We start from the raw sequence: 21,977 nt of genomic DNA, 5'->3' as shown, positions 1-21,977 counted from the left end.
GATGACACCACGGAACGGATGGACGTGCACTGCCGCCAAAACTTGGGAGTTCGAAGTCTCGAACTATGACGCCATTCCTTGATGGATGCGCCTGCGCGCAACACTAAAAGCGCGATTAGTGACCGGTATGTCAGTAGCCACGATCTGCACATAAGCAGCGTTCATTGAACGCAAAATCCCCTGTGCGTGATCCCAAGAGTCGTCCTTCGATAGCAAGCCAATCTCCATCTGGACGTTGTGACGCAAGGCAGTGTACGAACGCGCAGAAGATTGAAAGTCGGAAGCTTTCTTGGTCACCCCAAGGAAAGAAGCCGTTGCGGCGACTGCTCCCGCTATAGCAGAAATGGCACCCCATATCGGGTTCTTATGCAATGTGGACATGAATCCCGAAATGGCTGACATGCATGCTGGAATGAAAACCATCAACCGTCCCCAAAACTCGGCGCGCTTAGCCGCCTCAAAATATGCCTGCGCACTGTAGAGGCAGTTCTCGTGAATGCGTTCGAGTTCGCCCTTGACGGAGCTAAACTGATCATCGTTCAAGGTTTAACCTACTCTCATGACTTCGGGATCTTGGGATTCTCGCCAAGATAGCTGCACGTCCATCGCAATTCCGGCAACGAGTACTGCACGTCACCCAGGTACCTTGCAGAGAGCTTTCCTGATTCGTAGAGAGCCATTAGGAGCGCCCTACGCATTGGGATGCTCGCCTCGCTTTCGAACTTATGTCGCAACAATTGAGCTTCGGATGCGGATGAGAAGCCTCCCAAATACCGGACCGCAAACTCGCGCGGAAACTCTTCGCGATTCTTGTCCTCCATGATGTCCCAGGCGGCGCCCTTTACTTCCTCGCTCTCGATGCCCAGTCGCACGAAGTATCTCAACACTCGCTGCTCTATGTACGGATAACTGGCACTTTCCGCCGACTGCAAGAATTCTTCGAGACGACGCTGTATCCGGGGCTGACTGTGTCCACACTCCGCAAAGTAGGCGAATATCTCCCTCGATGCGTAAGCAACAAAACGCAGGTTGCCGAGACACCAGTCGACGGCGTAGTCGTCGCCCATATTTCTAAATCTATTGATGGCAAATTTCAGGTCACTTGCAGATATTTTATCTGCTTCAATAAGGTCGTCAAAGAAGGTCCGGACATCGCGCTCAGCTTCCGGATCTCCGGAGCGGACCGCCTGATCGATCGAGGCCTTCTCAGCACTCAGGAGATCTTGGAGTGCTTCCCAGAACTCATGAATTCCTGTTTTATGTCCCGACATTGAAAGCCTCTTAGAGCGAAGTAGCTTATTTACTTCAATAAGCACATCCCTGAGAGAATTCCACTCTTCGTCAAAAATCGTCACATCGTCAGAGTACCGAAAAAATGGAAATCCGTTGCGCTGCAAAAACTCGTCTACGGGCGCCAGGTAGACGTTCGCCAATATGCCAGAAGCGTCCGATCCTTGTGGGAGGCCCCACGCATGATTGATGGTCTGAAATTTCTTGAGAAACGTTCCAATTCGGGTAACGGCTAGCTCGTTATTGGAGACCATGCTCAAGTCGTCAGACAGAACGCCAACGTCGATGTGTTCATAGAAAGACGAAACGTCCAACGATGCCACTCTGAACTTCCAGTTGGTCAGCAACTTAGCTTGGGCGCGTCGCCTCATTTGAGTCCAGGAAGTTCGCCAGAAAACTGGTCTGCCGGCCCGATGATTCCATCGATAGCTATAGACTGAGGGGCTCCGAAAATTGTCTAGCTCGGGTGCGATCTCGAATACCATCGCATCGTAAACCAGCCGATCAGGAGCAGAAAATCGCGCCAAGGGGCGGACCGCGATGTCGTTCTTTGGGTAATCTATAATTTCTGTGTGGCGCGGGCCAAAATTGCCGTCCCGAATGGACTCTTCGAGCTCTTTGCGATATCCCTTATCCCACTGACTAAGAACATCGTCATACACGGCGATATCTGGGATCTCTGAGAACTCCTGCCCAGAGATCAAGCTGTCCAAGGCGTTTGAAAGGCGATCTGACAGGTCGTCCATGTGCGGTTCCCCTCCCCAGGCTCAGATAATAAGGCAGGCCAGGTGGTGCAGGGCCGCTTGGTCGCAGTCACCAGGGAGCTTCGCGAGGGTCCAACTCGTGGCTGGGGCTTGGTGGCAAGCTCACCTCCGTCGATCCACGTGTGCGCCCCGCCTTCAGGCACCACGGCAGACATCGCTCGATGACTCCGCCGCCGGCGGGGACGCGGTATGCGGCAGTCGAGAACTGTGGACAAGCCCACCCGCAGCGAGGCGTCCGGCAGGCCGCTAGGAGCTGGATCAGCTGGCGGGGTCGGGGGCTCCCCGTCGTCGAAGTTGCCCCCGTGTCGACCTGCGACGACGGCGCGCGGGAACCTTGTCCAGGTCTCGGCCGTGAGAGGTTGCGCACCTACCCATGTCCGCCGGTGTGTGGGCGGCTGGCGTGATGGGGCGCCACTCGTCCGCATGTGCGCCCCGAATGCGCCCATTGAGCCTCAGATGCTCCCTGTCTGTCCGGCTGGGGCTTCGATACGTTCCCGGCCCATGAAGGGCATAGGCAAGTACTGGGGATGGGCAGTGTTCGCCGTGCTGCTGGTGGGCTGGCTGACCTCAGACTTCGGACCGGGTGTGCTGCTGCTTCTCTCCGCCATCACCACCGTGTACTTCTTCTTCCGAGCCCCTGCGTGGTGTGGTGCCCTCGGGCGAGACGGCTCATGCCGCAACAACAGTAAGGGTGTCATGATGGGTTGCCACATACGGCAGCACAAATGGCAGAAGCTCAAGATGGTGGTGGTTCGGGAGCGGTGGAGGCAGCTGGGGCGCGAGCTCTTCCCTAACGCGACGACTGGACTGGCGACAATTGGCGGAAGCCTTGGGGTGGTCTCTGCTGTAGCAGCCTCGCTACAGCCAGTCTTGGGTCAGGGCTGGTAGAAGTTCCTGACATCTCCGGCTGACATCAACGTGGGCGGATACCGACGGGTCACCACACTCCTACATGGCTTCCATGCCTTTCGGGCGACTGGCTGTCCAGGCTGACGACGGCTGGGGAATCGAACTTACAAGGCAGGTGTCGGCGTCTGGTGTCCAGCTGCACCGATAGTTCGCCACGTGAGTTCGCGCGCAGCAGAGCTGAGGTTCTAGGAGCCGGCCCAGCCCGCGGTGTTGGAGTAGGACTCATAGGAGTAGCGCGTCCGGCGTCCCCACTCCTCGCCGGTGATGTGCTCATACGCCCGATCTGGAACGTACAGCAAGCTTTCGGCCCATACGCCGCCAGTGGCAAACGGCTCGAACTCCGCAGGATCCCGAAGAACGCGGTCGTACGTTTCTCGGCCGGCAGCAACGACAGCGGCTCGGGTGTACAGAAAGGCATCGCCCGACAGACTGTGCCCGTACTCCCTGCGATCCAGCCGGTACAGCGCCCACGACAACTGCTCTGCGAACTGTTTGACCGTACCCAATGGACCCGCGACCAGCCGTGAGGTCAGAGCGGCCACGAGTTGCTCCGCATCCGGGTCAGGCGTCATCGGCTTGCAGTCCTAGATCAACTGCCAGAAGGCGTTCTCATCCACGCTCCAGAGCATGACGGATGGGGCTGACACGAGGGACGGCGTGCCACAGCCGTGCCACATCGGGCGGTCAACCACGGACAACGGCGGGTCGTCGCGGTCGCGATGACTGGCTGAGCTGGGGTCTCTTAAAAGCCGCTCTGACCTGCGTGGCCTCGATGACCCGGACCACCAGGCTTACAAGGCAGATGTCGGCGGTTCGAAACCGTCCACGCCCACCCTTCTGAACTGGTCAGAGGCGTACGAAGGCCCAGGTCACTCGCTATTCGGCGACCTGGGCCTTTCGCTTGTGGCACGGTCGGCCTACGGTCGGAAACGCTTGGACTACGGCCGCCCTACGCCGTGGCGTCTCCCAAATATCTCCCAGACAATCAAGGTGTTTTCCCTGGTCAGCGCCGGACTCGAGAGCCCTCGTCTCCCGTGAAGCAAGGGCAGATTCCTCTCGCCGCCGGCACCCGGCGGGAATAGCGTTCTCGGCAGACCTGTGGGCCGACTGCGTATCGATCTGGCGTACGTTCGTCGAGTGGGGAACCTTCTCGGCCCCGTACTGACGTTGTGAAGGCACCGGCCCCCTCCGAGTAGCGCGGAGGGGGCCGGGCTCGCCGCCGGGCGACCCGGTGAACGGGGCCACCAGTTCTGGTCCGCCCGGCGCGTCTCACGTCCCCGTTGATTGACGTGTGTACCAGTCGAGCCTAGTCACCTGAGGCAATCTTTCGCCCGAACAGGTGGACGCCTGTTCGGATTTGCGGGGAGTCAGGCGAGTCCCGGGACAATCTGCTATCCCCTGCGGCATCGCCGATCACTTAACGGTAACTGCTACGTAGCAGCCGGTGCCAGCGGCAGTAGCTTGGCGATTCGCAACCACAAGATCGCCAATCGTCAGAGGTCCTGATGACGCCCGGCTCCTACCAGCGCGTCGCGGCAGACCTCCGCCGGCGAATCGCTGCCGGGGAGTGGGTGCCCGGAGAGCGCATCCCGTCCTGGCGGGACCTCGCCGCGGAGTATCAAGTCGGCCTTGGGGTCGTCCGCTTGGCCATCGAAGAGCTCCGCAGCGAGGAGCTCATCGAAGGACACCCGCGGGCGCGCCTGCGCGTCGCGTACCTTCCCGCTGTGCGCACCCTCGTCCGACCAGACGCTCCCTGGCCCCACGGCCGCGGCGACGCCGAGCACGTGACCGCTCGGGCATCCGCCTGCATTGCCCATCGGCTGGGCGTGCCGGAGGGCACGACGCTGCTCCGGGAGCGCGTCGAGCTCCTGGACCCCGACGGCCGACCTGCGATGGTGATGACCACCTGGCGCCGCGGCCGCACCACGCGGCTGTACGTGTCGCACCACGTCGAGGTATCCACCGGGTACCTCGACCGCAGCATCGCCGGCCTTCTCGGCCTGGCCGTCGGGATAGTGGTCCTGGTCGTCGAGCGCACGCGGTACGACGTCGAGGGCCGCCCGGTGGAGACCGCCGACCTGACACTGCCCGCGGACCGCTGGCGCATCGGCTGGTGAGGCTCGGTCATCCGGAGCGGTGCCGGTGCCATGCGGCGGCCGCGGTCTGCATCGTGGCCGTCCACTCGTCGGGGGCGTCGCCGGCGATCTCGTCCCAGAGCCGATGCTGCGCGAGCGCGAACGTGTCGAGGCAGGGCACGGGCGCGTCCGCCAGCATGGTGTGCCTGAGGGTCATGCGCTCGGCTTCATCAGCTGTGTGACCGGAGGCGATGAGCCAGATCACCCATAGTGCGGGGTCGATCCACCCGGCGCCGCGCGCGGCCCAGGCCCAGTCGACGAGCCGGGCCCGGTCGTCGACGACCAAGACGTTGTGCGGGTTCCAGTCCGTGTGCAGGAGTTGGTCCCCGGCGAACTGCTCGGCGTCGTCGCCGACGTACGCCCGCATCCGGTCCGGCATGGTCTTGAGCGGCAGGTCGGGCAGCGGTACCGCGGCGAGAGCCTGCAGCGCGTTGGCGACGAGGGCAAGGTGCGGGGAGCCGGGGGTGTAGTCGGCGTGAGGGCCGTCGAGGTCTTCGAAGCCGAGGACGTCCCAGCCTGCGCGCTGGGTGTGCCAGAGCAGGGCAGGGGCCAGCGGGGCAACGTGCGGAGCAATGGCGGCTTCGCGTTCCTGCGTCCAGACCCGGGGGTGCTCGAGGCGAAGGCCCTTGACGAACACACTCCCTGCCGCGGTGTGGATGTGGGCGGCGACTTCGGAGTTCAGGCCGGTGGAGACTGTCTCGGCCTTGAGCACGGGCCCGGTGTGCGTCTCGATGATCGCGAGGGCCTCGGCGGGGATCTCGGGGTACCGGTGCGTCGGCATGAGGTGAGGATTCCAGACTGGGGAGGGCCGAGGGGCCGCGACGTGCGCCGCGGCCCCGCTCGGTGTGCGGTCAGTTGTACGGGTTGTCGTCGCTGCATCCGGGCAGCGTGCCGACGAGGAGCGCGTCGACGTCGGCGACCAGCTCGACGGCGTCCGGGTCCGGCGTGGTCCTGGTCGGCGACAGGCCGACGAGAACGGGCGCGGCCGGGGCGGCGGGGCGCTCGGCGAGAGCGAGGGCAGGAGCCATGAGGTCCTCCTAGGTGCCGTGTTGGCAGTAGTGGGTCAGTGGAGCCTTCGCATCCTGGAAGACCTTCGCCATCGGCCGGCAGACCCGACAGGTGGCGGACAGCGTGCAGCCGCTGCATCCTCCGGTGCGAAGCATGAGGGACTCGGCGATGCCGCCGAGTCGAGCGAGGCCTTCCACACCCTCGGCGAGAAGGTCGACGTTCGGGTCACGGCCGACCGTGCAGATCGAGGCCCGCCCGTGAGGGTCGACGTGAAAGAAGGTGACGCCGGCGGGGCAGCCGGTGAAGGGCTCTCGCTGGGTGAGGTGTTCGGGAGACTGGGTCGGCAGGGGCTCGGCCGTGCCGTAGATCGTGGGCGAGATGTTGGCGTACTCGCGGTACGGGACGCCGAGCTCGTCGGCCCACGCGCGCATGGCGTCCTGCTCGTGGGCGTTGCGGCGGGTGATGATCAGGCTGAAATCCAGGTTCATTCGCGCGCCGACGACCCGTGCCAGGCCCTCCGTGAAGCGGTCGAAGGCGCCGCGCCTCCTGGTGAGGCCGTCGTAGGTCTCGGCGGTCGCGCCGTACACGCTCAGGGACAGCTTCGTCGGCGGGTACTTGGCCAGCAGGTTGAAGATGCGGTTGCTGCGCAGGCGCGACCCGTTGGAGAGGATCTCGACCTGCATGCCGAGCTCGTGGGCGCGCTCGTAGACGAACGGGAAGTGCGGGTCGATGAGCGGCTCGCCCCCTGTGATCTGCAACCAGATCACACCGGCGTCGCGGAGCGTGAGGAGCAGCCGCTCCTTGCCGGCGAGGTCCACGCCCTCGAAGCGCTTCTGCCCGAGGTAGCAGTGTTCGCAGTCGAAGTCGCAGCCGAGGTTGATCTCGTACGTGGCGCGGCTGAACTCGTACGGGCCCGGGTCGCGGAAGAGGATCGCGCGGGCTGTTTGTCGGCCTGCGAGGTCGATCCCCCAGGAGGCGGCGACGGGGCCGAGGAGCCAGTCGGGGATCGTCTCTCCGGCTGCGGCGGGCTCTGCAAGTGGGCGGCCTTGGCGGTCCCGAGCTTCACGGCTTTCGGGCTGCCCGGGCGCAGGAGGAGGTGGGTGCCCCCGAGAGGGGCGGCGATCAGCGCGTGCATGGGGTGCTCTCCGGGTTCGTCGAGGGCGGAGCGGGCGGGCGGCTCATACGTGCTCCTTCACGCACGGGTGCCACGCGGTGCAGACCTCGGCGCCATGGGTGGCGAGCCACCGCTCGAAGTCCGGGACCTCGGTGGCCTCGCCTGCGCAGAGCCCGAGCATGGTCGGGTAGTAGGTCAGGAAGACCTCGGCGTGGCCGGCGGCGATGGCGGCCCGGGCCAAGTGGAACTGCGGGCGCTCGCCCTCGGTCCTGGCGAGGCCGTGGCGGTCGCCGTACTCGCCGACGATCTCCCAGCCGCGCTGCCGGGCGTAGGCGCGGAGCTCCTCGACGACCCGGTGGACGTCGCCGTACTGCGTCATGCAGACGTAGATCAGCGCGCGGCGCCTGGGCTGCTCCGGGGCGTGCGCCGGTCGTGCGGCGGCGGTGGTCGCGTTCTCATTGACCGTCGTATCCACACCGCTTCTCCCGTCACGCCCCGTGGTTGATCAGTCCTTGGGAGTAGCGTTGCCGAGTAGGGCGGTTGGGGCCCATACACACCGCGTCCGCTCCTGTCCGCTGCGTTGCGGACATGGCGGACATGGGGAGGAGCAGCCATGTCGGAGACCTTCGGGCAGGCCTTACGCCGCCTCCGCGGTGAGCGGTCCCTGCGGGATGTCGCGCAACTGGCCGCCTGCGGCAAGAGCTACGTGTCCGACATGGAGAACGGGCGGCGGTGGCCGACACCGGCCATGGCGGCCGCGCTGGATCAGGCGCTCCACGCCAACGGCCAGTTGATCGCGCTTGCCGCCATGAGGCCGGGCCTGCGGCCGCTCGAGCAGGTCGCCGCCCTGCAGCACGACCTCCGGGACACCCTCGCGGCCGGGCCGGTGTCGTCGACGTGCCTGGACGAGTGGGCGTACACGGTCGCCCGGCACGGCCGCGCCACCCGCTACCGGCCCGAGCGCGAACTCCTGCCGGAGCTCCTGGCGGACATCGGCGACCTGCGCCAGGTCCTGGCGCACCGTCACCCCGAGCCCACCCGGCGACGCCTCGTCCAGTGCCTGGCACAGTTGGCCGGCCTGATGGCCCTCACGCTCCTCAAGCTGGGCGATCCGGCCGCTCGCGACTGGTGGCGCACCGGCCGGGCCGCGGCCGCGGCCGGCGAGGACCGCACGACCCTCGCATGGATGTACGCGCAGGAGGCGTACCAGCTCTACTACTCCGGCGACCTCCATGGGGCCGTCGAGCTCGCCGCACGCGCCCAGCACTACGCAGGCGGCCTGCCCTGCGTCGGCGCCGCCCTCGCCGCGCCGCTCGGGGCCCGGGCCCTGGCCCAGCTCGGCCACGGCGAGGAGACCGCGGCCGCCCTCGAGGCCGCCGAGGCCGCCTTGGAGCGGCTTCCCGCCGAGCAGCGCATCGGCTCGGCCTTCGGGTACAGCGAGGCGCAGTTGGCCTTCCATTCGGGCAACGCGTGGACCCACCTGGGGAACGTGCCGCGCGCGGCCGAGCAGCACGAGCGGGCCCTCGGCCTGTACCCGGACAGCGACCACACCGACCGCACTCTCATCCGCCTCGACCAGGCCATGTGCCGCGCCCACGGCGGCGACGCGGCCGCGGCCGCCGCTCTGGCCACCGAGACCATCGTGAGCCTGCCGCCCGCTCACCGCTCGGCACTGATCATCTTCCGTGCCCGGGAAGTGGCCGCTAGGGTGCCCGAGGCACAAGCGGTCAGTGAGGTCCGGGTGTTGCGCGAGATCCTGGCGCTCCCGCCCGGCGAGAGGGCGGGGATGATCAATGGTTCAGGTGACGCCGACGACGGAGAAGGACGCCGAGGAGATCTCCCGGCTCATCGGTGAGATTGAGGTCTACTACGGCGGCGCGTACGCCCCCGGCGACGTCGGCCAGATCCGCGCCGCGCTCTTCGGCGCCCGCCCGGCCGCCACTGTGCTCCTCGCCCGTGACGGCGAGGACGTCCTCGGCATGGCCTCCTTCTCCCTGCTCTGGCCCGCGGCCGGCGCCGACACGAGCGCGTGGATGAAGGAGCTGTACGTCCGGGACGAGGCCCGCGGCCGCGGCGTCGGCCGGGCTCTCCTCGAGGCCGTCCGCACCGCGGCCCATGAGCTCGGCTGCACCCGGCTCGAGTGGACGGCCGACACCGACAACCCGACCGCGCTGGGCTTCTATAAGGCCCTCGGCGTCCCGGTGAACGGCGGGAAGGTCGTGTACCGGCTCCCGTTGTGACGACCGGGAAAAATCCACTCACGACGGGAACCTTTCCGCCAAGATCTACGCATGGCGACATTCCGTTCCGCTCGGCTCGAGCGCCTGCTCGGCGCGCCCGTGGCCGAGGCACAGCACTCCCACGTCCTCGGCCTCATAGCCGGCGCGGTCCCCGAAGACTTCGACCTGGACTTCAAGCGCGAGCTTTACGGCACCAACGACAGCGCGAAGCGCTCGCTTTGCGGCGACGTCGCGGCCATGGCGAATACGGCCGGCGGCCTGATCATCCTGGGCATGGACGAGGACGCGCACGGCGTTGCGGCCGCAGCGCCGGAGGTCGACCTCAGTGACGACGAGAAGCGGCGCATCCTGCAGACGGTTGCCGCTGGCGTCTCCCCGCTGCCTCAGTTCGACGTCATCCCGGTCCCTGGGAGCAACCCAGACCGTGGCTTCTACCTCATCTCCATCCTCCGGAGCGCCGAGGCCCCCCACGCGGTCATCGTCAACAACGAGACCCTCCGGTTCCCGCGGCGCAACGGCTCCACGACCATCTACATGAGCCAGGCTGAGGTGCGCGCGGCGTATCTCGCCCAGTTCGCCGCCGACGGCGACCGAGCCGGCCGCCTCGAGGGCATCGAGCAGGGACTCGCCGACGAGCTCGACATCAGTGACCAGACGTTCATCATGGTCAGCCTGCTTCCGGATCTCGGCGGCACGATGACGCTCGACTCGGCGGCGCTCAAGAAGTTCCAGCACGAAGTGACCAGTCGGCGGCCGCACATTGTGGCAGCGATCGGGCGTGAGTGGTACCGGGCGCAGGTCGGGCCGGGGCGCCTCTCCGCGGACGGCTCGCTGCAGCCTGACGAGAAGCCCAAGTGGCTCGCCTGCCAGCTCCACAACACGGGCGCCGGAGCCTTCGCCTCGGTCGTCGACATTCCGAGTGACAACGAGGTGCCGCGAACCGAAGTGGGTGACGAGCACGTGGCCGACAGCCTCCTCGCGGGGCTCCGGTTCCTCGCCCAGCATGCACGTGATCGAACTGGAGCGTCCGGCAACGCATTGATCCGGGCGAGTATCTACCCGGTCTTCCCCGAGCGCGCGGCAACCCTCGTCCACTACCGCTTCTTCGGTGGCCGGGCTTCTCTGGGATCCCGGATGGTCACGTCGCCGCCGTCGGCCACGACGGTTGCCGACATCGACGACCTCGCCTCGGAAGGCCCCGAGCTTGTGGCCGCCGCCTACCGGCTCGGTTCCCACCTGGTGCAGGCGTTCGGCAGGCCCGAGATCCTGCAGTTGACGGCGGCGGGGGCGCTCCGGTGGAACTACTGGGGAGAGCACAGCCGCCCCTCGGTCGAGGCTTGGGCGAAGGCGAAGGGCATCGACATCACCGAAGAGCAGGTGTAAGCCGGCGGCCTACCCGTTCGGGTGATCGGCGCGCGCTTCCGGTCTTTGGGCTGGGCCGCCCCACAGCTACAGTCGAACACGTGAGCGATTGGCGTGATGCGGAGGAGGTGCCGCCCCGGAGACCCGGGGCAGGCGCCGAACCGGTCGCGTTCACCGAGGCCTACCCAGAGCACGACCGGCCCCGCGTCTACCTGCAGATCGCCGGCCGCCGGCACCGCGCCATCGCCGCCGAGCGCCGCGAATACCCGGACGGCAGGGTCGGGCTTCACCTCATCGTCTGGCCCGCCCTGCCGGGCGGCCGCCGCCGCGCCTGGTTCTTCTGGGACGAGGCGACCATGCGCATCGAGTCCCGCGCCGCCCGCAGCCCGGTCGAGGAGGGCCTCCTCGACGGCGACGTGGTCCGCATGCACCACGAGGACCTGCCCAAGGGGGTGCCCTCGCCGGACGTCGAGGCGTACCCGTCGGACCGGCGGCCGCTGGTGGAGGTGCGGGTGGGCGGGCAGTGGCACCAGGCGACCGTCTTCACCAAGTTCCGGCACCACGACGGCCGGGTCACGCTGCAGATGCGGGTGTGCTTCCTCGAGGGCGACGGGTGGCCGGTGCACTACTGGCGGACCTACTGGTGGTCGCCGGAGGCCATCCGCGTTGCCAGGCCGGTGTCAACGGAGCCGAAGCCGGCCGGCCGCGAGCCGCTGCCCACGGTGTGGAGGCTCGCCCACGTGCCAGTGGACGGCGGCGGCCGTGGCGTCCTGCACCGGGCGCGCTGCTCGCGGGCCTCCGGCGGCCGCCTCAACCGGCAGGAGGCGCTCGTCGCGCTCGAGGTGGACATCGTGTCGCCGTGCGAGGTGTGTCGTCCCGAAGAGGAGCTCCGCTAGGTCTGCCTGAATATCGTGTTCAGGCTATCCAACTGGGCCGACTTGGCACTCACACCGCCCCGCCGCGCCTCATCGGTATTGCTCAAGGGCGGAATCGAGGCTAGCAAATTCCTTCGACGTCACCAGGTTCGGCGTGCGCATCACTTCAGCAATCAAGTCTGCATTTCTCTTGGTGCAGCCAGGAACCTGCTCACCCTCGATGTGCCACCCGTCTCCATCCGGATAGAACATAGAGTTCCCCCCTGTGTTGACAACCGCCAGAGGGCCGATCTTAAGATTCTTTCCGTCGTCATGTTCCAGCACGATATCAAAGACGCCAAACCATGGGTTGCCTTGATCCGGAATACTTTCAGGACCAACGGTAATCATGAATTTTTCGTACTTGTTAGGCGGGATTTCGTGTGTTAATTCATTCGAGAGACTGAACGGCACCTTATGGAGGCCACTACTATCGTCCACGTAGGGTTGACTATCGGGGACGGTGAATTCATAATTGGCCGTATAAACAAGAGGCCCGCCAATGTTGTAACAGGGCTCCGGATACCCGGATTTACGGAATGTCAGGGTCGCCTTCGAGATGAACGCCGGAGCATCCTCAAGGTTGCGGACTGTGATTTCAACGTGAACGCCACGCAGATCGTTCTCCTTCTCCGGAGCCGCATCGCCGTCTCTCGAGGTTCCCGAGATGCCCCCCTTGATGCTTGCGGTCACTTTCGCCAACTCCAGCTTGGCAGCCTTCTTTCCGTCTTCCTCTGCTATCTCGTTCGCCTTCTTGGCTGCCGCATTTCCTTCTTCCGAAACGGAGATGGAGCGAACATTTAAGAAGATCCCTATTACACCCAGGATCAATGTCGAATAGATGCCTACAAGGATTCCCCAGTCAGCAAGGGTTCGACCGCGATGTGCGCCGAGCAAACGCCGGGCGACCGATCTCTGCGGCGGCGCCGGAGGCTGCTCTTCCCCTAAGTTAGCCACGCCACTTCCTCCTGTCCTGAAGCGGTGCTTCTGCGTCGTGTTGTGCCGCTTCGCGCTTCTCTAGGCGGTTATCCGACCAGCGTCGGCTTCCATCACCACTATGCTGATCGATCGTTTGCGGTTGCGGGTTCAGCCCTGCTGCCAAGACACCACGCGACAAGCGCGCAAGGCGCGCGGCTCTCACTGCCCAAATGGCAACGCTTGGGCCGATTGCAGTGGTGGGCCCTACCGCGACGGGGGGCGCGGCAAGGCCCGGGCCAGAGGGTACCGGCCTGGTGATCAGTCGCGGTACATGTCGTCGAGGATTGCCGCGATCCTGACGTCCGCCCCGGGCTGGAGGTCGGGGAGGACGCCGTCGACGGCGAAGCCGAAGTAGGCCTGCGCGTCCATGAGACTGATCTCCCAATCGAGTGCGCTCGAGATGGCCGTCCGCCGCAGTACGGGCAGCGGGACGAAGAGGACGCCGGCGGCCGTACACAGGCGGTGGACGAGCTGCACGAGCTGGACCTCGGCCATGCCGGGGAAGAGGCGCTCGCCCGGGCCGACGCCGGCGGCCTGCGCCTGGGCGGCGACCGCGCGTGCCGCGGTGGGGGCGATGGCGATGCGCCGCTCATGGAAGCGGTAGACGACGGTGAGCAGCTCGGCAGGGTCGTCGGTGAGGACCAGGTCGAGGACCTCGCGGCCGCGCAGGCCCACGCGCAGCGCGAGCTCGGCGAGCGCGGTCTCCTCGGCGGTGGTGGCCGAGCCGATGACTGCGCGGGCCTGCTCGGGCGTGAGGAGGTCGTCGGTCGTCGTGTCGAGCATCGGCGCTCCCTGATCACTGGTCCTGGTGCCGACGGTACGGGCGGGTACTGACAATGCGGGTGAAAATACGGAAAGACCCCCCACCGCCGACGTGCGGCGGTGGGGGGCGGGTGCGGGAGGGTGGCACTACTTCGGCTGGTCGTGTTCCTTGCGCTGGGCGTCGGTGACCATGCGTGTGAAGCCGCTGATGAGCACGGCCATGACGAGGAGGATCGTGCTGCGGACAGCTCGGAGGGTGTCGGCGAGGAGCCCCTCGGGCCAGATGGTGATGAGGATCGTGTAGAGGCCGAGGATCCCGATGACGGCCACGAGGGTCATGATGTGGCGGCCTGTCGCGGTCGAGCGCCAGGGGGCCCGCAGGTGGTAGATGGCCACGAAGCGGGCGCAGGCCAGGGCCACCAGGCCCGAGCCGACGAGGTTGATCAGGCGTGCCCAGTCGTTCACCGCCCCTCCTCAAGAGCTGCGCGGATCCTCGCCGCGAAGTGGTTGGTCTCGCGCTGGCGGCGCAACTCGGCGCCGAGCTGCCCGACCTCGCGGCCGAGCTGCCCGACCTCCTTGCAGGCCTCCTTGGCGCGCTCGAGCGCCCGAGTTGCCTCCTGCAGCTCGGGCGATGGCTCGCGCGCCTCCTCTGCCGGGTCAGGTCGCCGCCGGAGACGTGTCCACCGCAGCATCGGCCGTCACCTCCTCACGGGAGGTCGGCGGCGCGGGGAGAGCGGTCAGCACCCGTACCGCGGTGCGGGACAGCTCGAGGAGCTCGGTGACCTGCGCCTGCTGCTCCATGCGGGCCCGCTCGGAGGCGAGGGCCACGTCCCGCCAGGTGTCCCGCTCTTTGCGGGCGTCGGCGAGCTGGGCGTCACGGTCAGCGCGGATGTCCTCGACGGTCCGGCGCGGGACCAGGCGGCCGATGATGACGAAGACGACGACCAGGGCCAGGATGCCGGCGGGGCCGACGCTCCCCAGTTTCAGGCCGAAGAGTTCGCTCATGAGCGATGCCGCCCTCGGCTCGGCCTCGGGGACGTGGCTCTCTCGATCCGTGGCGCGACTCCGGATGGCTTCCAGACGGTCTGGTACGCGGAGCCCGCGGCGATGGCGACGATGAGCACGTTCCCTCCGACGGTGTGGGCGGTGAACTGGCCGCCGAAGTAGGCCGATCCGCAGCCGAGGGCCACTGACGACAGCAGCATGACGAGGGTCTTGGCCGTGCTGGACCAGCGGGGCTGCTGTACGACGGCGATGAGCGGCGGCGCGGCGAAGCCGAGGAACGCGGACCACAGTTGCGCGTCCGGTGCCATGGCCGCGGCCTACTTCCTGCGGAGGCCGTTGGCGACCTCGTACGCGTACTGCCAGGTCTTGGGGCCGGTCTTGCCGTCGGCCGGGACGAGGGCGGCGAGGAAGTGTTCCTGCAGGGCTTTGACCTTGAGCAGGTCCAGGGCGGTCATGGTGCGGGACGGGCCGACGCGGTACGGCGGTCCCCACTGGCCGCGGTGGAGCCACGTCTGCAGGAGGAGGGCGTGGTCGGAGGTGGCGCCGAGGAGGAAGTAGCTGCGGCCGGGGAAGGCCGGCGTCACGTTCGCGATGGCCGGGGCCCAGCGGTACGCCGTGGCGGGCTTGCCGCCACGCGGGTCGGCGGGGTCGGCGGTGGGCGGGCAGATGCCGTCGGGGAAGACGGGCGCGAGGTAGCCGGTGACGCGGGAGGAGCGGCGCTCGGTGCGGTGGGAGAAGACGCCGTTCCCCTGCCCTGCATCGGCGGCGCCGGCCGCGACGGAGTTGCCGCCCTTGGTGTAGACGTACGTGGCGTCGAAGCCGGTGACGAGCTCGGTGTGGCCGCCGTTGCCGAAGTTGACCCAGGCGCCAACCGACGGGTACTCGGACCAGCAGCCGTGGATTCGCGCCCAGGAGGTGAACGCTGCGACACTCGCCGTCTTCGGGACGGCCGCGGTGAGACCGACGTCGGCGTACATGTCCCAGTCCCACATGACGCACCACGCGACGCCGTCCCAGCCGTACTGCTCCCCGAACGGCGTGTGGTTGTCCCAGCCTTCGACGGGATTCCACGTCTCGTAAATCCGCTCGGGGACGGCCATGACGTGGTCGAGAAGTTTCCGCCATTGCGGAGTTACCTGAGGAGTGGTCATTTGCCGCTCTCCTTCCGGGATTAGCGGGTCAGCCGGAAATCCAGAGCACGCGGAGGCCGCTTGAAAAGTCGCTGGGGTTGGCGGTGTTCAATGCCGCGCCGGATGTCTGGTATCCCTGGATTTCGACGTAGTCGCCGACGCTGAGCGAGACCATTGCCGAGCACGGCACTCCGCAGGCGTTGCCGGTCGCTGCGGGGATGAGCGAGGCGCCCCCCTGGATGTTGGCACCGTTGACCTGCAGTCGGCACCCGCGGTTGCCGGTCGCGTTCGACGGGAAGCAGGCCTGCCCGAGGAGGAAATAGGTCCCGGCGACCTGGATGGTGTAGCGGGACGGATTGGTGACGGTGCTGTGTCCGCCGTCGCTGTCGATGGTCTCGGTGTCCAGCGTGAGACTGGTAAACGTGGCCGAGGAGATGGATTGCGCGGTCCCCTGGTGTCCCTCAAAGCGGGGAACGCCATTACTGCCGCTGCCCATCATGAAATCGGCCATCGCTTTTACACCGGCGTTCCATTTGGCCGAGGTAATGAGATTGCCGGGTACCTCGGTCGTGATGCTGGGCACGGTGCGTGGCATGGCGGACCCCCTAGAAGGCGAAGGCTGCGGCGTCGAACTGGGTGGCGTCCCAGGTGGTGGGGTCGGTCGTGCTGGCCGGGAGCGGCTCGCACACCACGTCGCCCGAGGCATGGCTCTTGGTGGTGGCCGCGGTGAGCGTGATCGTGGCCGTGGTCCAGCCCGGCGAGGTGGCGCCGACCGAGAGGACGGTGACGGTCTCCTGGTTGGCGGTGCCCTGCCCGAGGACGATCTGCTGCCCGGAGGCGAGCTGGGCCGCGAGCGGGTTGGTGTTGTCCTGCGAGGCGGTGACGGTGACGGAGGAGACTCCCGAGGCGATGCCGCTGGCGAGGGTGGTGCGCCAGGCCGCGAACGCGCCGTAGGGGGTGGTGTCCGCCGGGGAGGCCTGCAGAGTGACTCGTTCTCGTCGGACAGCTCCCAGTCGATCTTCTCGACGAAGCACTCGACGGCGATGGCGGGAGCCAGCGCGGGTGGCCGGCGCATGACGCGGGCCCGGGTGCCGAGCTCGAGGCCGAGGACGGTCGGCCACAGGGCGGGCATGGCCGACGGGTGCAGACGTAGCCCTGCAATGCGCGTGCTCGGCTGGCGGTACCGGGACAGGAGGTAGCCGGCGGCGTCCTGGGCCTTGAGCGCGCTGGACGGGTTGATCGTGCGCGTCAGGGGCCTGGGGAAGTAGTTGGCGATGGACGTGGCGTCCTGGGCGTAGAAGGTCTGGCCGCTGCTCTCCTGGGTGACGGTGACCTGGTTCGCCAGGTGGGTGGAGTCGTAGTCGAGCGTGACCGCCTCGTACGGCCACTCGCCGAGGTCCTGGCGCTCGCCGAAGATGACGGCGGGGGTGGTGGCGTTGTAGCGGGCGGCGCGGCTGCGGAAGACCACGCTGCCGTCGCGCGCGACGAAATGCTCCCCGTGCTCCGTGTCGACGACTGCATTGAGCGCGCTGACCGCGTCCTGGCCGTCGGTCTTGGCGGGGCCCATGGCCGTCGTGAGGCCGGTCTGAATCGACGAGGGGCCGGTGTAGCCGGAGTACCGCAGGATGCGCGCGTAGCGGGCGTTGGTCGACTCGCCGTCGCAAGCCGACTTCCACGCGGAGTAGATGCCGGTGAGCTGGGAGGTGTTGAGGAAGGTGCCGAATTCGGCGACGAAGGCGATGTCGCCCTTGAAGTTGTAGGTCGTGCCGCCGCCCACGGTGGTGTCGACGAAGCAGCCGACGTTGTCGCCGACGAGCCCGGTGGGGGTGACGTCGGTCGAGACGCTGCCGATGTAGGCGCTGGTGGCGCCGTCCTGGCTGATGACGATCTGGTTGGTCGACTGCTGGTAGCCGAAGAGCAGCAGGTGCCAGTTTCCGTCGACGCAGTTGGTGGCGCCGCCGAAGTAGACGTTGACGCTCACGCCGGTGGGGCCCTGGAGGTGGAGGGCGGGCTTGCCGGTGCTGTCGAGGTAGACGTAGATGTGGGAGCCGTTGGGGCTGGTCCCGGAGCGCTGGCGGTCCATGGAGGACCAGAGGTAGGCGTTGGACGTGGGCGTCGGCCCGGTGTACCGGAAGGCGATCATCCGGGACCACCGGGCGGGGTCGGCCGGTCCGTTGATGCCGGCTGAGCCGAGGCTCAGGAAGGTGGCCGGGCCGATGGTGTTGGTGCCGGGGAAGGAATTGTTGAGGGTGGCGACCGTGTCGGTGGAGCCGGTGTAGATACCGCCGACGGGGTCGGTGGCGGTGATCGCCGTGCCGAAGACCATGGAGCCGGCGCCGTACTTGCTGTTCGCCAGTGCGGCGGCGGGGTTGTTGCCGGTGGAGTCGGCCGTGGTCGGGCTGCCTGCCGGGTCGCCCAGCTTGTAGAGGAAGCGGGGGGAGCTCAGGTTGATCTCGGCGGTCAGGGGGTCGGGGAGCTGCGTCTGTGAGAGCAGCGCGAACGCGTCGACCATGGTCGGGGTCACGACGCCGTACGTGCCGCTGTCGTCCCACGACGGCGGGTACCGCTCGCGAAGCCGGCGTACATCGGGTACCAGGTGCCGGGGCAGGTCCAGGGCGTGGCGACGGAGCCGCGCTCGAGCTGCCAGCCGTCGACCTGGACGGAGCATGCGGCGGCCGCCGCGGTGGTGAGGCGGACGCCGCACAGGAGGTACGACGCGTCATTGCCGAGGGTGGCGGTGACCGTCACGGTGGTCCAGGCGGCCGTCGCCGACCCGGTGAGCGTGACGTTGCTGCCCTGGGTGAAGGTGAGGGTCTGGCCTGCGGTGACTCTGGAGACGTAGGCGTGGACCTGCAGCGATGTGGACGGGGTGATGTTCCGGACCCGCATCTGCATCGTGTACGTGACGCCCCGCTCGCCGACGGGCTGCGGGGTGAAGCAAACTGCCGCGGCGACGGCGGAGCCCGACGGTACGGCGTACTGGAAGACGCGGCCGCCGCTCCACGCCGAGCTCGAGGTGACGATGGTGCCGCCGGAGGTGTCCGTCACGGAGAAAGTCGAGACGCCCGCGTTGCCCTGCGGGATGGTGCCCAGCGAGTAGCCGCCGACGTCGCCGCCCGAGGCCTGGACCTGGGTGAGCAGGTTCCGCGTGCGGGGCCACTGGGCTCGGACCCGGTACGGCTGGTAGGGCATGAGGTGGGGTGGCCGTGCCCGCGGCGGAGGGTGCGGGCACGGCCGGCACGGGGGCGGGGCTGCCGATCAGTCGTTGGCTGGCAGCGCGAGGACGGTGCCGGAGCCGCGGGGGACGGCGGCGTAGTCGACGGCGGCGCGGGCGAGAAGCTGCTCCGCGATGGCGTGCGCGTCTTCGACGACCGGGGTCACGGCCGGCTGGTCGGCCTCGGTGGGTCGTTCGCCGCCGTTCACTGCGCGCCTCCGCCGGGTGCTCGCTGGCCGGGGATGCGGGGGACGACGGGGCCGGGGCGCCAGTCGTAGGGGTCATTGCTGGGCTGCTGGGGAAGGGCGCCACTAGGCTCGTGCATCGGATCTCCGTGGTCGTTGCGGTCTGCGGAGACCGGCCCTCGTCCCGATTGCTGCCAGGCGGCGGGACGAGGGCCGACTTGTTGAGATCGAGTGGCAGCGTGGCTACCACCTGACGACTGTAGAGTACTCTACAAGTCGCCGGTAAGGGCTGCGCTCCTGACGGATGGAGTGCAAATGGCGGACGAGATCGACGAGGAGGTGCAGCGCGTGCTGGACTCCATCGACGCCCTCGCACAGTCCGGGGATCCCGCGGAAAGACTCAAGCGCCTTACAGATCTGCTGAACCGCTGGCCCGACCTCCACAAGGAAGTGAGGGCCATGCGGCAGCAGGCCGCCAGCGAGCTGCACGACAACGGCCTGTCCTACGAGGACATCGGCAAATTGATCAACGTGAGCTTCAGTCGCGCCCGGCACATCACCAAGGGGATCACCAACCCCTCAAAACAGAAGGCCAAGGTGGAGCAAAGCGACACAGCGGAGGACGCAATGCCTGGTCTCACACCCGGGAGCAGCGTCTAAGGGCAGTACGCAGGCTGCCTCTACCGCCTACTCGACGAGGCCGGCACGGTGCTCTACATCGGGATGGACAGAAACCCGATGGCAAGGTGGGCGGCACACGCGGAGTTGGATTGGGTACCCCAACCGAAAAGAGGCGTACACAGCCGAGCTCCGGATGATCCACGCGGAGCAGCCGGTACACAACGCGCAAGGAACCCCACGGGGAGCGGTGGCGACGGGGAACGGAGTCCGCGCGCGCCTCGAGCACATCCGACAGCGCGAGCCCACCTGACCTCGTGGCGTGGCGGAAGATCCGGATTGGCCGATCCCACCGAATGACTCGGTGCGGCTCTGCCGCATGCGACTGTTCGACTGGAGCGAGCCGGAGCCGCACTTCCAGTACTGGAAGTCTCGCCAGGACCTCCAAACAGCCTCTCCGGCAAGCGCCACTAGGGACGGAGCGGGCGACCCGATCAGGGGGCAACCGCGACTTCCCCGCAAGCAAGCAGGGCCCGCGAGGTGCCACAGGGCGTATTTCGGACACTATAGACGAAAACGGAATGCAAGTAGATTTCACACCTAGCGGCCTTGCGATTGCATTCGCTTGTGGGAGAGTGGAGTTTCGAAATCCACTTCCCGCACACGTCGGAACCGCTTGAAATACACCCAAGTCCCCCATTCGAAGGCTCCGATCCGCCACTCGTCAGCGAACACGAAACCAACCCTCAGATCTACCTCAAAGATCATTGCCATCCACTCGGCAGGTCCAATACGTTCATCAGCACACGGCCTCCAGGGGGGCGGCCAGCGCGAGAGGTGTCCTGTGGACATCATCAACGCAAGACGGGGAATAACGGTTTCAGCCACAGCTTTGCTGCTGGTTCTTGGCGTACAGGGACTCGCTTTCGGCGAGACGCCGACTCCGGTGCCGACGACATCCCAGGAACCCGACGGAGACGGGGCGGTAAATACTGAACCGCCTGCAGAACCGACGGAGTCACTGACGGACGCTCCGGAAGAAAACCCACCATTCGACCCGGATCCCGTGGTAACTCCCACGGGGAAGCCCACTGCGACGGACACTCCGGATGGGACCTATTGCGGCCCGTCACATGGCGTCTACGTGCCGACCTCGCAAGGCGATAAGTACCACAAGGGCGTCGGGGTAACCCAAGGAAACTACAACGGGGGGACGCGCACCGCTAGGTCTACGTTCACTTCAGAGACCGCGGGAGAGGTAGGAATCTCCTACTCGGGCAATCTCAAGGTGAGTGGCACCGTGTTGGTGCTCTCGCTCGAACAGACCTGGAACGTCAACCTTTCCGCGAAGGTCTCGGTGAAGATCGGCAACACAATAGCCGTTGACACCCCGCCACACAGGACCACCAATGCCCGATACGGGGCGTGGCGGCGGCAGCACACGGGTAAGAGCTACACGCTCTACAGCAACTGCACGACGTCAACGAAGAGCACGATCGTCAGCTACACGCCCTACAAGGTGGGCTGGTACATCTGGGAGACCGGCGCATGAGTGCCGGCCGCGCCACAGCCACTCTTGCCGCCTCGGCCATGGGCGTAATAGCCATCAGCCTCGCGATAAGCGGCTGTGACAACACATCCACAAGCACCTCCCGATCCGCAGCATCGGCTACCAAATCGCCCTCTGACCAATCTGAAGGCGTCGAGGGCGAATCGGTAACCCGGGCACCAGAAGCACCTGATGGAGAAGTCCTCACCCAGGTAGCCTCCGTCAGCGGTAATCGCATCCTCAATCTGCCTGGCGGCCTGTCCAAAGCCCCTTTGGGTATTGCCGTGAATTGCAAGGGCAAGGGAACTCTGAAGGTTTCAGTCGAGCCAGTCGCACTGAGTTTCCCGTTGGAGTGTGTGGACGGCGAGGTCAGCAGCACGTACAACGAGATTCAACTCAAACGGCCACGCGCCGAGGGGGCAGTGCACGTCGAAGCTCCATCATCAGTGCACTGGTCCATGACCATCGCCCAGTAGTTAACCCCGCGTAGGGCGCCCGCCCGGTACTCACCACGTACCCGGGCGGGCTGCTTGGACGGCTACGGGCTGCCCTCCGCGTGGGCGGCCATCAAGAGGTCGGCCGACCCCGGAGCACTCTTGGGGCGCGCGCACGGGTAGGGCTCGGCGTTCGGGTTGTAGAACGGTACGGCAGTGGTGTGGGCGCGGTAGCGGTTCTGTAGGGTGCGTGACGATATCGCGAGCTCTAACAGATCCCGCCGAATGCGTGTCGGACACGGTCCGCCGCTGCCGGATGTACGTCATCACGCGCAAGGCATAGGGCCGCTGCCGCACACAGTGATC

General features: G+C 66.6%; 26 protein-coding genes. 9 read left to right on the top strand and 17 right to left on the bottom strand.

Annotation, left to right across the window (positions count from 1 at the left end):
• Positions 1–63: 63 nt before the first annotated feature.
• Positions 64–543, bottom strand: coding sequence for a hypothetical protein (locus tag ABZ312_RS23750; RefSeq protein ID WP_500438713.1), 480 nt, complete (start codon positions 541–543; stop codon positions 64–66).
• A gap of 14 nt (positions 544–557) precedes the next feature.
• Positions 558–2,036 carry an RNA-directed DNA polymerase gene (locus tag ABZ312_RS23745; RefSeq protein WP_500438712.1) on the bottom strand — a complete coding sequence of 493 codons (1,479 nt, stop codon included), beginning with the start codon at positions 2,034–2,036 and terminating at the stop codon, positions 558–560.
• A 519-nt stretch (positions 2,037–2,555) separates the two neighbouring features.
• On the opposite strand from ABZ312_RS23745, the gene ABZ312_RS23740 reads away from it, so the two are divergent.
• Complete coding sequence (locus ABZ312_RS23740; RefSeq protein WP_500438711.1) at positions 2,556–2,942, top strand: hypothetical protein; 387 nt, start codon at positions 2,556–2,558, stop codon at positions 2,940–2,942.
• A 206-nt stretch (positions 2,943–3,148) separates the two neighbouring features.
• Here ABZ312_RS23740 and ABZ312_RS23735 read toward each other — a convergent pair whose 3' ends face one another.
• On the bottom strand, positions 3,149–3,535 hold the full coding sequence (locus tag ABZ312_RS23735) for a DUF4240 domain-containing protein (protein ID WP_500438710.1): 387 nt from the start codon (positions 3,533–3,535) through the stop codon (positions 3,149–3,151).
• Between the two features lie 933 nt (positions 3,536–4,468).
• Here ABZ312_RS23735 and ABZ312_RS23730 point away from each other — a divergent pair.
• A complete protein-coding gene (locus ABZ312_RS23730) occupies positions 4,469–5,080 on the top strand; it encodes a GntR family transcriptional regulator (protein WP_500438709.1) in 612 nt (203 codons plus the stop codon).
• Between the two features lie 7 nt (positions 5,081–5,087).
• Here ABZ312_RS23730 and ABZ312_RS23725 read toward each other — a convergent pair whose 3' ends face one another.
• From ABZ312_RS23725 to ABZ312_RS23710, 4 genes are all read right to left on the bottom strand, one after another.
• Positions 5,088–5,879 carry an aminoglycoside phosphotransferase gene (locus ABZ312_RS23725; protein WP_500438708.1) on the bottom strand — a complete coding sequence of 264 codons (792 nt, stop codon included), beginning with the start codon at positions 5,877–5,879 and terminating at the stop codon, positions 5,088–5,090.
• A 70-nt stretch (positions 5,880–5,949) separates the two neighbouring features.
• The gene (locus ABZ312_RS23720) at positions 5,950–6,126 is read right to left on the bottom strand and encodes a hypothetical protein (RefSeq protein ID WP_500438707.1); all 177 of its coding nucleotides are present in this window, start codon (positions 6,124–6,126) and stop codon (positions 5,950–5,952) included.
• 9 nt (positions 6,127–6,135) lie between these two features.
• Positions 6,136–6,987, bottom strand: a complete 852-nt coding sequence (locus ABZ312_RS23715) for a radical SAM protein (RefSeq protein WP_500438748.1) — start codon at positions 6,985–6,987, stop codon at positions 6,136–6,138.
• Positions 6,988–7,284: 297 nt separating this feature from the next.
• Entirely contained in the window at positions 7,285–7,695 is a 411-nt protein-coding gene (locus ABZ312_RS23710) for a recombinase family protein (RefSeq protein ID WP_500438706.1), read from the bottom strand.
• A 138-nt stretch (positions 7,696–7,833) separates the two neighbouring features.
• Here ABZ312_RS23710 and ABZ312_RS23705 point away from each other — a divergent pair, with 138 nt between their 5' ends.
• From ABZ312_RS23705 to ABZ312_RS23690, 4 genes are all read left to right on the top strand, one after another.
• Positions 7,834–9,075, top strand: a complete 1,242-nt coding sequence (locus ABZ312_RS23705; protein ID WP_500438705.1) for a helix-turn-helix domain-containing protein — start codon at positions 7,834–7,836, stop codon at positions 9,073–9,075.
• Complete coding sequence (locus ABZ312_RS23700) at positions 9,014–9,460, top strand: GNAT family N-acetyltransferase (protein ID WP_500438704.1); 447 nt, start codon at positions 9,014–9,016, stop codon at positions 9,458–9,460. Before ABZ312_RS23705 ends, ABZ312_RS23700 begins: the two co-directional genes overlap by 62 nt.
• A 51-nt stretch (positions 9,461–9,511) precedes the next feature.
• Positions 9,512–10,843 carry an AlbA family DNA-binding domain-containing protein gene (locus ABZ312_RS23695; protein WP_500438703.1) on the top strand — a complete coding sequence of 444 codons (1,332 nt, stop codon included), beginning with the start codon at positions 9,512–9,514 and terminating at the stop codon, positions 10,841–10,843.
• Positions 10,844–10,923: 80 nt separating this feature from the next.
• Positions 10,924–11,718 carry a DUF6233 domain-containing protein gene (locus ABZ312_RS23690; RefSeq protein ID WP_500438702.1) on the top strand — a complete coding sequence of 265 codons (795 nt, stop codon included), beginning with the start codon at positions 10,924–10,926 and terminating at the stop codon, positions 11,716–11,718.
• Positions 11,719–11,787: 69 nt separating this feature from the next.
• On the opposite strand, the gene ABZ312_RS23685 is transcribed toward ABZ312_RS23690, so the two are convergent.
• The 10 genes from ABZ312_RS23685 to ABZ312_RS23640 form a co-directional block, all read right to left on the bottom strand.
• The gene (locus ABZ312_RS23685) at positions 11,788–12,693 is read right to left on the bottom strand and encodes a hypothetical protein (RefSeq protein ID WP_500438701.1); all 906 of its coding nucleotides are present in this window, start codon (positions 12,691–12,693) and stop codon (positions 11,788–11,790) included.
• A 279-nt stretch (positions 12,694–12,972) separates the two neighbouring features.
• Positions 12,973–13,497: a hypothetical protein gene (locus ABZ312_RS23680; protein WP_500438700.1), complete on the bottom strand. Its 525-nt coding sequence runs from the start codon at positions 13,495–13,497 to the stop codon at positions 12,973–12,975.
• A gap of 126 nt (positions 13,498–13,623) precedes the next feature.
• Positions 13,624–13,941, bottom strand: coding sequence for a putative phage holin (locus ABZ312_RS23675; RefSeq protein WP_500438699.1), 318 nt, complete (start codon positions 13,939–13,941; stop codon positions 13,624–13,626).
• Positions 13,938–14,168, bottom strand: coding sequence for a DUF7620 family protein (locus ABZ312_RS23670; RefSeq protein ID WP_500438698.1), 231 nt, complete (start codon positions 14,166–14,168; stop codon positions 13,938–13,940). Before ABZ312_RS23670 ends, ABZ312_RS23675 begins: the two co-directional genes overlap by 4 nt.
• Entirely contained in the window at positions 14,134–14,481 is a 348-nt protein-coding gene (locus ABZ312_RS23665) for a hypothetical protein (RefSeq protein ID WP_500438697.1), read from the bottom strand. Before ABZ312_RS23665 ends, ABZ312_RS23670 begins: the two co-directional genes overlap by 35 nt.
• On the bottom strand, positions 14,478–14,789 hold the full coding sequence (locus tag ABZ312_RS23660) for a hypothetical protein (protein WP_500438696.1): 312 nt from the start codon (positions 14,787–14,789) through the stop codon (positions 14,478–14,480). The genes ABZ312_RS23665 and ABZ312_RS23660 overlap by 4 nt, the downstream gene beginning before the upstream one ends.
• A gap of 9 nt (positions 14,790–14,798) precedes the next feature.
• On the bottom strand, positions 14,799–15,632 hold the full coding sequence (locus ABZ312_RS23655) for a hypothetical protein (RefSeq protein ID WP_500438695.1): 834 nt from the start codon (positions 15,630–15,632) through the stop codon (positions 14,799–14,801).
• Between the two features lie 28 nt (positions 15,633–15,660).
• Positions 15,661–18,135 (bottom strand): hypothetical protein, encoded by a 2,475-nt coding sequence (locus ABZ312_RS23650; protein ID WP_500438694.1) that lies wholly within the window; start codon positions 18,133–18,135, stop codon positions 15,661–15,663.
• The gene (locus ABZ312_RS23645) at positions 18,132–18,803 is read right to left on the bottom strand and encodes a hypothetical protein (protein ID WP_500438693.1); all 672 of its coding nucleotides are present in this window, start codon (positions 18,801–18,803) and stop codon (positions 18,132–18,134) included. Before ABZ312_RS23645 ends, ABZ312_RS23650 begins: the two co-directional genes overlap by 4 nt.
• A gap of 66 nt (positions 18,804–18,869) precedes the next feature.
• Positions 18,870–19,034, bottom strand: coding sequence for a hypothetical protein (locus tag ABZ312_RS23640; RefSeq protein WP_500438692.1), 165 nt, complete (start codon positions 19,032–19,034; stop codon positions 18,870–18,872).
• 291 nt (positions 19,035–19,325) lie between these two features.
• Here ABZ312_RS23640 and ABZ312_RS23635 point away from each other — a divergent pair, with 291 nt between their 5' ends.
• The 3 genes from ABZ312_RS23635 to ABZ312_RS23625 all read left to right on the top strand — a co-directional run bounded on the left by ABZ312_RS23635 (position 19,326) and on the right by ABZ312_RS23625 (position 21,653).
• Positions 19,326–19,670 (top strand): hypothetical protein, encoded by a 345-nt coding sequence (locus ABZ312_RS23635; protein ID WP_500438691.1) that lies wholly within the window; start codon positions 19,326–19,328, stop codon positions 19,668–19,670.
• Between the two features lie 802 nt (positions 19,671–20,472).
• Positions 20,473–21,180, top strand: a complete 708-nt coding sequence (locus ABZ312_RS23630; protein ID WP_500438690.1) for a hypothetical protein — start codon at positions 20,473–20,475, stop codon at positions 21,178–21,180.
• The gene (locus ABZ312_RS23625) at positions 21,177–21,653 is read left to right on the top strand and encodes a hypothetical protein (RefSeq protein WP_500438689.1); all 477 of its coding nucleotides are present in this window, start codon (positions 21,177–21,179) and stop codon (positions 21,651–21,653) included. Before ABZ312_RS23630 ends, ABZ312_RS23625 begins: the two co-directional genes overlap by 4 nt.
• The last annotated feature ends 324 nt before the right edge of the window (positions 21,654–21,977 follow it).

Origin of the sequence: Streptomyces sp. NPDC006207 (assembly GCF_040613835.1) — a bacterium.
Lineage (GTDB): Bacteria > Actinomycetota > Actinomycetes > Streptomycetales > Streptomycetaceae > Actinacidiphila.
Note: the sequence above shows the minus strand (reverse complement) of the source record. Positions and strands in the feature narration are given on the sequence as shown.